This is a genomic window from Bradyrhizobium sp. USDA 241, from assembly GCF_049739505.1.
Lineage (GTDB): Bacteria > Pseudomonadota > Alphaproteobacteria > Rhizobiales > Xanthobacteraceae > Bradyrhizobium > Bradyrhizobium liaoningense.
Map to the genome: position 1 here is coordinate 3,445,465 of NZ_JBMGPZ010000005.1, position 10,717 is coordinate 3,456,181.

Annotated in this window: 9 protein-coding genes; 3 read left to right on the plus strand and 6 right to left on the minus strand. The window is 66.1% G+C overall.

Going from position 1 to position 10,717, the window contains the following annotated elements; all coding sequences use genetic code 11:
• Positions 1 to 43 precede the first annotated feature (43 nt).
• The gene (locus ABIF91_RS38495) at positions 44 to 1,399 is read left to right on the plus strand and encodes a M23 family metallopeptidase (RefSeq protein ID WP_028177230.1); all 1,356 of its coding nucleotides are present in this window, start codon (positions 44 to 46) and stop codon (positions 1,397 to 1,399) included.
• A gap of 133 nt (positions 1,400 to 1,532) precedes the next feature.
• Here the strand turns inward: ABIF91_RS38495 and ABIF91_RS38500 are convergent, their stop codons facing one another.
• Together ABIF91_RS38500 and ABIF91_RS38505 are read right to left on the minus strand one after the other, a co-directional pair.
• A complete protein-coding gene (locus ABIF91_RS38500) occupies positions 1,533 to 2,726 on the minus strand; it encodes a DUF5666 domain-containing protein (RefSeq protein WP_028177229.1) in 1,194 nt (397 codons plus the stop codon).
• The gene (locus ABIF91_RS38505) at positions 2,723 to 3,601 is read right to left on the minus strand and encodes a DUF6502 family protein (RefSeq protein ID WP_035672920.1); all 879 of its coding nucleotides are present in this window, start codon (positions 3,599 to 3,601) and stop codon (positions 2,723 to 2,725) included. The genes ABIF91_RS38500 and ABIF91_RS38505 overlap by 4 nt, the downstream gene beginning before the upstream one ends.
• 123 nt (positions 3,602 to 3,724) lie before the next feature.
• Here ABIF91_RS38505 and ABIF91_RS38510 point away from each other — a divergent pair, with 123 nt between their 5' ends.
• Both ABIF91_RS38510 and ABIF91_RS38515 read left to right on the plus strand, forming a co-directional pair.
• Complete coding sequence (locus ABIF91_RS38510; protein ID WP_162832034.1) at positions 3,725 to 3,886, plus strand: hypothetical protein; 162 nt, start codon at positions 3,725 to 3,727, stop codon at positions 3,884 to 3,886.
• Positions 3,887 to 3,894: 8 nt separating this feature from the next.
• Positions 3,895 to 4,164 carry a hypothetical protein gene (locus ABIF91_RS38515; RefSeq protein ID WP_028177227.1) on the plus strand — a complete coding sequence of 90 codons (270 nt, stop codon included), beginning with the start codon at positions 3,895 to 3,897 and terminating at the stop codon, positions 4,162 to 4,164.
• Positions 4,165 to 4,195: 31 nt separating this feature from the next.
• Here the strand turns inward: ABIF91_RS38515 and ABIF91_RS38520 are convergent, their stop codons facing one another.
• The 4 genes from ABIF91_RS38520 to ABIF91_RS38535 all read right to left on the minus strand — a co-directional run bounded on the left by ABIF91_RS38520 (position 4,196) and on the right by ABIF91_RS38535 (position 10,447).
• Positions 4,196 to 5,074: an NAD(P)-dependent oxidoreductase gene (locus ABIF91_RS38520; RefSeq protein WP_028177226.1), complete on the minus strand. Its 879-nt coding sequence runs from the start codon at positions 5,072 to 5,074 to the stop codon at positions 4,196 to 4,198.
• A gap of 2 nt (positions 5,075 to 5,076) precedes the next feature.
• A protein-coding gene (prfB, locus tag ABIF91_RS38525; RefSeq protein WP_100213528.1) for a peptide chain release factor 2 occupies positions 5,077 to 6,208 on the minus strand; the annotation gives its coding sequence in 2 pieces (ribosomal slippage) (positions 5,077 to 6,138 and positions 6,140 to 6,208; 1,131 coding nt in all).
• A 213-nt stretch (positions 6,209 to 6,421) separates the two neighbouring features.
• A complete protein-coding gene (locus tag ABIF91_RS38530) occupies positions 6,422 to 8,923 on the minus strand; it encodes a penicillin-binding protein 1A (RefSeq protein ID WP_028177224.1) in 2,502 nt (833 codons plus the stop codon).
• A gap of 228 nt (positions 8,924 to 9,151) precedes the next feature.
• Positions 9,152 to 10,447 carry an N-acetylmuramoyl-L-alanine amidase gene (locus ABIF91_RS38535; protein WP_424579719.1) on the minus strand — a complete coding sequence of 432 codons (1,296 nt, stop codon included), beginning with the start codon at positions 10,445 to 10,447 and terminating at the stop codon, positions 9,152 to 9,154.
• Between the last annotated feature and the right edge of the window lie 270 nt (positions 10,448 to 10,717).

A 10,717-nucleotide genomic window follows, 5' to 3' on the forward strand; every position in this document is an offset into this window, starting at 1 on the left:
AATTGAGCCGCAAGGAGCCCATCCGACCGGCGCGGGAGTGCCGATGTCGAAAAGTTCTGCCCAATACTCGCACTACCCCCAACATCATCCTCATGACCACGGACGCGTCCTCCATCGCCGTCCGGCCGCCCCGGCGGCGGTAACCGCGATTCCCCTGCCCGCCGCCGACGACGCCTACACCATCGTCCATGCCGGCAAGCAGGTCCGCTTTGGCCCTGTGGTATTCTGGATCGTGGTCGGCACCGTGGTGCTGCTCGGGCTGTGGTCGGCCGCGACGGCCACCTATTTTGCGTTCCGTGACGACGTCCTGACCCGGCTGATCGCCCGACAGGCCGAGATGCAATATGCCTATGAGGACCGCATCGCCGAGCTGCGCGCCAAGGTCGACCGCGCCACCAGCCGCCAATTGCTCGACCAGGAACAGTTCGACCAGAAGCTCGACCAGATCATGAAGCGCCAAACGGCGCTGGAGTCCCGGGCCACGGCGCTCGGAGCCATGCCCGACGTGACCGGCTCGATTCCCCGCTCCGCCCCGCAGCGCGGCGATGCTAGCCAGGCCACGCCGAAGCCATCGCCGATCAGCGACACCGTCATTTTCGTGGCGCCGCCGGACCGCGAAGCTCGCCTCGAAACGCGCGCCCCGACCGTCGCGGCGCCGCCGACCAGCCAGTTCGCCAGGAACCACGGTTTCGACAACGTGCTGGCCCGGCTCACCAACTCGCTCGATCAGGTCGAGCGGCGCCAGATGGCGACGCTCAACGCCGTCGAGGAAAGCATGGATTCACGCATGCGCCGGATGCGCGGCGTGGTCAGCGATCTCGGCCTGAACCTCGCCGGTCTCGAAGCCGCCGTGCCGCGCAGCGCGATGGGCGGGCCTTTCGTACCGGTCAAGTTGACGGCCAATGCCGGACCGTTCGAGAAGCAGCTGTATCGCATCAACACCACGCGCGCCGAGATGGACCGTCTCAACCGCACGCTCGCGCTGGTGCCCTACCGCAAGCCCGTCATCGGCGAGGTCGAGTTCACCTCCGGCTTCGGCGTGCGCAGCGATCCTTTCCTGGGTCGGCCCGCGATGCACACCGGGCTCGACTTCCGCGCCGCCTCCGGCGATCCTGTTCGTGTCACAGCCAACGGCAAGGTGGTCTCGGCGGGCTGGTCCGGCGGCTATGGCCGCATGGTCGAGGTCGACCACGGCAACGGGCTGTCGACCCGCTACGGCCATCTCTCCGAGATCAATGTCAGGGTCGGCGAGATCGTGAAGATCGGCCAGGTCGTCGGCCTCGTCGGCTCGACCGGCCGCTCCACCGGTCCGCATCTGCATTATGAGACCCGCATTGAGGGCGAAGCAGTCGACCCGCAGAAATTCCTGCGCGCCGGCGTGCGTCTCAGCGCGGGCTAAAGCGCGATGCGATTGGGATGAATCGTCATCGCGCTTCAGGTTGTTGTTCAAGCATGATCTTTCCGGAAAGCCGCTGCGCACTTTTCCGGATCGTGCCTTAGTCCCGCGCTTCTCCCTGTCCCGTCAGCGGCCCTCAGCGCCGGCCACCCATTCCGCCTCCGGGACCGCCAAAGCCGCCACCACCCATTCCACCACCGGGTCCCATGGGCCCGCCGGGCGCGCCCAGACCGCCGGGACCTGACGGGCCGGTCGGTCCTGTCGGCGCAGAGCCGGATGGCCCGCCAGGCCCCGCGCCTGGCGCAGGCGCACCCGGTGCGCCGGGCTGGCCGCCGCCAGGGGTGGTGCCGCGATCTGGATGCAGGATCGAGCCGCCCGGCGAGCGCCCGGGATGCCCCGCTCCGCCGGGTGGTTGCCCCGGCGACCCCGGGAATTGCCCAACAGCCTGCGCCGAATCGAGCTGAAGCCCGCGCGACCGGTCGAACACGCCATTGACCACCATGCGCGCTTCACCGGCGGCTGGGCCGAAGCGCGAGCCGTCACGGGCAATGAGCCCGGAGCCGAGCTGGAGGTTCGAACCCGCCCGCTGCACATAGGCCTCGATCGACAGGCGGCTGGCGCCGACGAGATCCGAAAAATCGTCGATCCGCGTGCGCGCCGCCTGCATCGCCCCCTGGCTCGCGCTGCCCTCGATCTGGACGCGCTGGCCGACCAGCAGGGGATCGACGCCGCGCAGCTTCAATCCGCCGATTCGCAAGCCGTCCGGCCCGCGCTCGACCAAGCCCGTCACGCGCGCGGCCGCGTTGCGCCTCGGCTCCACCAGGCTTGCGACGATGACACCGTCAGTCCGGCGCAAGCCGTAGACGGCGACTTGCGTACCCGTCCGCAGCTTGCTCGCCTTGTCACCGGCGAAGATCTTCTGGCCGAGCACGGTCAGCTCGTTGCCCTTCACCTGCTCAATCGGACCAGAGACCTCGCTCGCGACCGTGATGTTGCGCGTGACGAGCGTGCCGTCGGCCTGACGGATCGCAACCACACGCACGAGCTGGCCGATGCGCAGCGCCCTGGGGCTGGCCGCCTCCCCGTCGATCCGGACCGGCACGTCGCTCGCGTAAGTGATGCGCTCGCCATTGACGTAGATGCTGCCGAAACGCTGGATCACGCCGACGATGCCGGTGCCGCCGATGCCGTGATCATCACCGCGCGTGATCCCGGTGCCACCGATGCCCTGATCGGTGCCACGCTTGACCTGTGCACGGGCGATGGCCGTGCCGGCGAGCCAGAATCCAGCCAGCAGCAGGCGACGGGAGATGACCGGCGGCCGGCTCATGAAGGATCACCTTCCTTGCCACGCACCTTCCCTTCACCCTCCTCGTCGGCACCCTCGCTGTAGATGTAGATGCCGAAATTCCAGCGGGCATTGCCGCCCTTGTCCTTGGCCAGCGCGCGGTTGGCCTCGCGGTTGGCGGTCTTCAGCGCGTCCATGGCGAGCTCTCGCGAGCGCGCTTCGAGCCGCCGCGCCAGCTTCGGCGAGATGTTGTTGTAGTGTACCGCGCGCTCGAGAAAGCGTGGCGCGGGCCCGGAGACGTTCTCCGCGGCGGCCGCGATGTGGTCGTGCAGATTGCGGCCGAGATAGTGCCATTTGCCGTCGTCCTCGCCGCTCGGCACGAACGCGGCCTCGACCAGCTCGATCTCGTCGGCCTCGTTGATGGTAACGAGCTTGCGGTCGACCCACTCGTCGAGCACCGCGCGTGGGCGCACGTCCTTGGTCACCGAGGCGACCAGCTGTTCGAACGAGGGCGCATCACCCTCGGCCGTGCGCGGCAAAGCGAGCGGCTCACCCCTGGCATCGGTGAACTCGGGCGCGGCGAGCCAGCGCGCGATCACCGCGCTGGTCAGCGATACCGCCGCCGGCGCCTCGTGCACAGGCGCGCCGGCGCCGCGCAGCCGCGCCACTTCCTTGCGATGTATGCCGGTGAGCAGGCTGACCCGGCTGTCGGTCTGCTCCTTTCCTTCCAGCGCGAAATCGTGCTCGGCGACGTTGACGAACAGCTCGCGAAGCAGCTGCGCCAACGCCGGAAAGGTCATGCCGCTTCGGATGCAGAGCCGCACGAGCGGGCGCAGCAGCCGCGCCAGCGGCGCGTGCAGCTTCGCGGCGGCATTCGGCTGCGGTGCCGCTGCTTTGGACCCGGACTTGGCATTCATGTCTGAATTGTACCAATGCAACACGTGGGACACAATCCCACATTTTCCTGCGCTGCGATTGACGTGGTAAATTTTCCCACATATACGAGACGCACTGAGGGCGCGACATAGAAGGACTTCACCATGGCTGACCGCTTGGTCCGCATTTCCAGTTCACCGCGTGCTGTGCCGGCTCCCGACTGGGGACATGGCGCGATCGAGCCGATGCTGCCGGCGCTGCTGCGCGGCGTCATCTTCATCTCGGTGCTGGCCGCACCGTTCCTCGCAGCGCTTCTCGCAGGCTGACCGCCATCATGCATCACACCAGCGACGCCCCGCCCCGCCCGTCGGTGCTGCACATCTTCAAGGTCTACTATCCCGACCTGTTCGGCGGGACGCTCACGGTGATCCGCGACATCTGCGCGAGCCTAAAGGATGCCTTCGCCTCCGCCGTGCTGGTCTGCTCGCAATCGGCCGAACGGCGCGAGATCGTCGTCAACGACGTCCGCGTAGACCGGCGCGATCGAGGGCGCCACCCGAATTCCGATGAAACAGAGGTTTGCAAAACCGATGCGCGAAAATGAACGCGACGATCCAAATGCCCGGGTCGAGCAGCTACGGCGTCTTCGGCCGTGACACCAGCTCGATCATCCTGCCTTCGTCATCATCCGGCATCTCCGCCTTCGCCTGCGCATAGGCTTCGACCGCGGCGCGCGCGACCAGCGGCTTGTCGGCCAGCAGGCTCTCGGCGAGCTTCACGGCATAGGCGGCATCCTTGTGCCGCAGCGCCGTCGTGAACGTCGCGCCGGAAAAATCGCGGGCGACCATGCGCTTGGAGTGACGCTGCACCTGCGGGCTTGCGGCCACGCCCGCCTGGATCGATTCCAGCACGAGGTTCATGTCGAGCCCGGCCTGTTCGGCGATCGCAAGCCCCTCGGCCAGGCCGGCGATCTGGATCGCGCCCATGAGATTGTTGATGAGCTTGTAGACCGTGCCGGAACCGACCGGCCCGAAATGGCGGATGGTCGAGCCGATCGGTTCGAGATAAGGCCGCGCACGCTCGAGATCGGCCGCATCGGCGCCGGCAAGCAGCGTCAACTTCCCGGCGGCCGCCGCGTCCGGCAATCCCGTCACCGGGCAGTCGATATAGATCAGCCCGCGCGCGTTGAGCTCGCGGCCCATCTCGCGCGCGTGGTCATAGGAGACGGTGGAGCATTCGATCGCGATGGTGCCGGCTTTCGCCGTCTTGGCCGCACCCTTGGGTCCGAGCCAGACTGCGCGCGAGGCCTCGTCGTCGGCGACCATGGTCACGACCGCGTCGGCATCGATCGCCGCGTCCTCCGGCGAGGTCGCCCAATGCGCGCCGCGCGCGATCAGGTCTTCCGCCTTGGCCTTGCTGCGATTCCACAAGCTGACCGTGAAGCCGGCATCGAGATAGCGGCCGGCCATGCCATGACCCATCCGCCCCAATCCGATGAAGGCGACACGGGGCATGGCTAGTCCACGTCCTCGATCTCGCCGGTCGCGGTGCCGAATGCGCGCTGCGCCAGCGTCGCGGCCATGAACTCGTCGAGCTCGCCATCGAGCACGCCCGCGGTGTCGGAGGTCTGCACGCCCGTGCGCAGATCCTTCACCATCTGGTAGGGCTGCAGCACGTAGGAGCGGATCTGGTGGCCCCAGCCGATGTCGGTCTTGGCCGCCTGATCGGCGGCAGCCTTCTCCTCGCGCTTCTTCAGCTCCATCTCGTAGAGCCGCGCGCGCAGCATGTCCCAGGCCTGCGCCCGGTTCTTGTGCTGGGAGCGTCCGGCCTGGCAGACCACGGCAACACCGGTCGGAATGTGCGTCAGGCGCACTGCGGATTCGGTCTTGTTGACGTGCTGGCCACCGGCGCCGCCTGAACGCATGGTGTCCACGCGGACATCGGATTCCTTGATGTCGATCTTGATGCTGTCGTCGATGACGGGGAAGACCTGCACGCTCGAGAACGAGGTGTGCCGCCGCGCGTTGGAATCGAACGGCGAGATACGCACCAGGCGATGCACGCCCGCCTCGGTCTTCAGCCAGCCATAGGCGTTGTGCCCGGAGACCTGGATGGTCGCCGACTTGATGCCGGCCTCTTCGCCCTCGGACTCCTCGAGGTACTCGACCTTGAAGCCGTGCGTTTCGGCCCAGCGCGTGTACATGCGCAGCAGCATCTGCGCCCAGTCCTGGCTCTCGGTGCCGCCGGCGCCGGCATGGACTTCGAGATAGGAGTCGAAGCGGTCGGCCTCGCCCGACAGCAGCGCCTCGAGCTCGCGCCGCGCGACTTCCTTCTTGAGGTTCTTCAGCGCAGCTTCGGCTTCCGCGACGACGCCGTCATCGCCCTCGGCCTCGCCGAGCTCGATCATGCCGATGTCGTCTTCGAGCTCCTGCTCGACCTTGCCGATACCTGAGAGCGCATCCTCGAGCGAGGTGCGCTCCTGCATCAGCTTCTGGGCTTTCTGGGGATCGTTCCAGAGGTTGGGATCTTCTGCGAGCTTGTTCAGCTCAGCGAGGCGCGCCGTCGATTTCTCGACGTCAAAGATGCCTCCTCAGCAGCCCGACTGACTGCTTGATCTCTTCTACCAACCGTTCGATTTCGGCGCGCATGTCGTTCTCTGGTTTCGCGGAACTGGTTCCGCAAGCAATTGAGGTTGGGATGTAGCGGCGGCGGCTGCAAAGCGCAACCGCCGGAACCGCGATCGTCTGTCTTGTCCTGAGCCTTAAAGCGCGAAGCGATCAGGATCAATCGTCATCGCGCTTTAGGTTGTTGTCTAAGCATGATCTTTTCGGAAAACCGCTGCGCACTTTTCCGGATCATGCTTAGTACAGCCCGCCGGTGCCCGGCCGCATGAAGAAGCCGGAATCCGGCTGCTGCTGCTGCGACGCCGGCATGCGTCCGTCGGCGTCGGCAACGCCGATAACCGAATAATTGTCCGGCGGGGCCGTGCCCGGCTTGAAGGCTTCGAGGATGGTCCCGCCGGTTTCTCCCGGGCCGGCGCGCATGCCGGTCTTGGCGACGACGCGGACCAGCTTAATGCCGGCCGGCACCTTGAACGGAACGGCCGGCTTGTCGGCGAGCGCGAGCTTGAGGAAATCGCGCGCGATCGGAGCTGCCAGATGACCGCCGGTCGCGGCATTGCCCCGACCCAGCGGACGCGGCTTGTCGTAGCCCATGTAGATGGCGACGGCGATATCGGGCGAGAAGCCGACGAACCAGGCGTCCTTGGCCTCGTTGGTGGTGCCGGTCTTGCCGGCGACGGGTTTGCCGACGTCCTTGATGACCGTGGCCGTACCGGCCTGCACAACGCCTTCCATCAGCTCGGTGATCTGATAGGCGGTCATGGAATCCAGCACCTGCTCGCGACGGTCGATCAGCTGCGGCTCGGGCTGGTTCTTCCAGCCGCCCGGCGCGTCGCAGCCGCGGCATTCGCGCTGGTCGTGCTTGAAGATGGTGTGGCCGTAGCGGTCCTGGATGCGGTCGATCAGCGTCGGCTTCACGCGGCGGCCGCCATTGGCGAGCATCGAGTAAGCCGTGACCATGCGCATCGCCGTGGTCTCGCCGGCGCCCAGCGCATAGGAGAGATAGTTCGGCAGCTCGTCATAGACGCCGAAACGGCGGGCGTATTCGCCGATCAGGGGCATGCCGATGTCCTGCGCGAGGCGCACCGTCACGGTGTTGAGCGACTGTCGCAGCGCGTTGCGCAGCGTTACCGGTCCCTGGAACTTGCCCGAGGAGAAGTTTTCAGGCCGCCACACGCCGGCGCCCTGGCCCTGATCGATTTCGATCGGCGCATCGAGCACGACGGTCGAGGGCGTATAGCCGTTGTCGAGCGCGGCCGAATAGACGATCGGCTTGAACGACGAACCCGGCTGCCGATAGGCCTGCGTGGCGCGATTGAACTGGCTCTGGTCGAACGAGAAGCCGCCGACCATGGCGAGCACGCGGCCCGTCCAGGGATCCATCACCACCATGGCGCCGGAGACCTCCGGGATCTGGCGGAGCCGGTACTGGCCCTCGACGGGCTGGCCGTCCTTGTAGAGCGGGTCGGCATAGATCACGTCGCCGGGCTGAAGCACCTGCGAGACCGCCGTCGGCGTCTTGCCCTTTGTGCCGCCTTGCAAGGCCCGCGCCCAGCGCACGCCGTCGACAGTGACGATGCCGGTCTCGCGCTGCTTGCTGATGGCGCCGCCGAGCTCGCGGCTCGGCTGGAAGCCGATGCGCGCCGACTGGTCGCTGGTCTCCAGCACCACCGCCATGCGCCATGGCGAGATGTCGGAGAGCGATTTGATCTCGGCGAGCTTCACGCCCCAGTCGCCCGAAACATCGAGCTTGCTCATGGCGCCGCGATAGCCCTGCTGCTCGTCATAATTCACGAGGCCGGCGACCATGGCCTTGCGCGCCATGACCTGGATCTTCGGATCGAGCGTGGTGCGAACCGACAGGCCGCCTTCATACAGCTTCTTCTCGCCGTAGCGTTCGAAGATGTCGCGGCGGACTTCCTCGGCGAAATATTCGCCGGCGAAGGTGTGGGCGCCGTTGGACCGGCTGGTGACGGCCAGCGGCTCCTTGCGCGCCTTGTCGGCGTCGGCCTGCTTGATCCAGCCGTTCTCCAGCAGACGGTCGATCACGTAGTTGCGGCGCTCGATGGCGCGGTCGCGGTTGCGGACCGGATGCAGCGTCGCCGGCATCTTCGGCAGTGCCGCCAGATAGGACGCCTCGGCCACCGTCAGCTCGTTCACCGACTTGTCGAAATAGACCAGCGAGGCGGCCGCGATGCCATAGGCGCCGAGGCCCAAATAGATTTCGTTCAGGTACAGCTCGAGGATCTTGTCCTTCGAGTAGGTTTTCTCGATGCGCATCGCCAGCAAGGCTTCCTTGATCTTGCGGGCGAAGGAGACCTCGTTGGTCAGCAGGAAGTTCTTGGCGACCTGCTGGGTGATGGTGGACGCACCCTGCGGGCGGCGGTTGGAGCCGTAGTTCTGGAGATAAAGCAATCCGGCACGCGCCATGCCGGTGTAGTCGATGCCGCCGTGCTCGTAGAAATTCTTGTCCTCGGCGGCCAGGAACGCGTTGATCACGAGCTTGGGCACGGCCTGGATCGGCAGATACAGCCGCCGCTCCTTGGCGTATTCGCCAAGCAGCGAACCGTCGACCGCGTGCACGCGGGTCATCACCGGCGGCTCGTAATCCTGAAGCTGAGAGTAGTCCGGCAAGTCCTTGGAGAAATGCCAGATCAGGCCTGCCACGGCCCCGACACCGACAAGGAACACCACCGTTCCCGCGGCGAACAGGAAGCCCATGAACCGCACCAGCAAGCGCATTATCTGTTTATCCGTTCAAACTCTGGATCAGTCCAGTATCAGCCCCATGGCGCCCCAAATGGCCGCCAACCTCACGTCGCGAATTCGCCGGCCTACGCAATCACATCAGTGCCGGACTTCCGACGCTTGCCGAGCAGGATTCTCGCCGATTCCGACCCCCTGCGGGGTTTTTATAGAGCGTCCGCTGTGGCCAAACTAGGGCCTTTGGATCGGGCGGGATCAACCCATTCAGTTCGGAGTTCCGGCCGTGGCCATCCGCTTGGTCAGAAATCCGTCGATCGCCTGTGCCATCGAGCCCACGGCACGCGACCGCCACCCCTCGGAGACCAGGTGCTCGAGATCCCCCTTGTTGGAGACATAACCGATCTCGACCAGCACCGAGGGCACGTCGGGCGCCTTCAGCACCCGGAAGCCTGCGGACTTCAGGGGATGCTTGTGCATCCGCACCGTCGCCTTCATTTCACCCATCAAGAGGCGGGCGAAACGGCTTGAAAATGTGCGGGTTTCCCTCTGCGTGAGGTCGATCAGGATATCGGCGACGTCGTTGGGCTCCTCGGCGAGGTTGAAGCCGGCGATCGCATCGGCCCGGTTCTCGGCATCCGCCAGCCGCTGGGCCTCGGCGTCGGACGCCTTATCTGAGAGCGTATAGATGGTCGCGCCCTGCGCATCGCCCTCGGCACGAGGCAGCGCATCGGCATGAATCGAGACGAACAAAGCCGCCTTGTGGTTGCGGGCGATCTTGGTCCGGTCATTGAGGGGGATAAAGGTGTCGTCGTCCCGCGTCATCACCACGCGGTATTTGCCGGCCTTTTCCAGCTTGTCGCGGAGCGCCAGACCAAAAGCGAGCACCAGATTCTTCTCGCTCTCGCCCCCCGACTGCGTGCCGTTGTCGATGCCGCCATGGCCGGGATCAATCACGACCACCGGACGGCCGTCGGCCTTCTGCTGCGCGGCGTCCGCGGTTGCCTTGGCGGGAACCGTGGCCGGCGGCGCCTCGGCGATCGCGGGCCGCAACTCGGGACGGTTTTCAGGGGGAAGCGATGCCACGAAGGCGGCGCGCTCGATCTCCTCCAGTTCGAGCACGAGCCGGGCCGGCTGGCCGTTGGCGGCTTCGACCACGTAGGAATTGGCGATCTTTGCCGGCCCCGTCAGGTCGAGCACGATTCGCGAGCCGCCGGGCATGACCAGCCCATAGCGGAAAGCCTTGATCAGCCCCCGCCCCCCGCTTCCGGTGCCGGCGGGCAGCTGGAAATTGACTTGCGGCACGTCCACCACCACGCGGAACGGGTCGGCCAGCGTGGCGGTGCGGGGGGTAACGGTCCGGTCGAGGTCGAGGATGAAGCGGGTCTGCTTGCCATCGCCGGCCAGCCGGGCGGCCGAGGCTACCGGAAAATTCGCTGCGGCAACAACGGGCTGCGGCTGACTTTCCGCAGCAATGAGGCGCGAGGAATCAGCACACGGCAATGCCGCGGTGCACAGCAACACGCCTCCCAGCAAAACCCGTCGATTTGTGCGACTCGCCACCGATTCCGTGCCTCCGAGCAGCTCTCTTAACGCAATAGAACCGCAGGGTTAATCGCTCCTTAATGACAGAAGCGCGAAACTCGGCGACTGTGACCGCCGTGCGACGCTTCCCTTGCACGGATGGCTCATTCCTCGTATGTACGGAATGCTGACGGCCGATATTTCAGGTTGTGTCGCATTCAGCCTCCCGGCGCTGCGCCGGAACTCCCAAGATTTGGGGATTCCAGCGTTTTCCGTTTCCCTCTAAGACCAGCGCGGTGCGCGGCAGCG

Bases quoted from the DNA above. Each gene is read 5' to 3' on its own strand.
- ABIF91_RS38495 (WP_028177230.1), top strand. From the start codon at position 44: ATGTCGAAAAGTTCTGCCCAATACTCGCACTACCCCCAACATCATCCT.
- ABIF91_RS38500 (WP_028177229.1), bottom strand. From the start codon at position 2,726: ATGAGCCGGCCGCCGGTCATCTCCCGTCGCCTGCTGCTGGCTGGATTC.
- ABIF91_RS38505 (WP_035672920.1), bottom strand. From the start codon at position 3,601: ATGAATGCCAAGTCCGGGTCCAAAGCAGCGGCACCGCAGCCGAATGCC.
- ABIF91_RS38510 (WP_162832034.1), top strand. From the start codon at position 3,725: ATGGCTGACCGCTTGGTCCGCATTTCCAGTTCACCGCGTGCTGTGCCG.
- ABIF91_RS38515 (WP_028177227.1), top strand. From the start codon at position 3,895: ATGCATCACACCAGCGACGCCCCGCCCCGCCCGTCGGTGCTGCACATC.
- ABIF91_RS38520 (WP_028177226.1), bottom strand. From the start codon at position 5,074: ATGCCCCGTGTCGCCTTCATCGGATTGGGGCGGATGGGTCATGGCATG.
- ABIF91_RS38530 (WP_028177224.1), bottom strand. From the start codon at position 8,923: ATGCGCTTGCTGGTGCGGTTCATGGGCTTCCTGTTCGCCGCGGGAACG.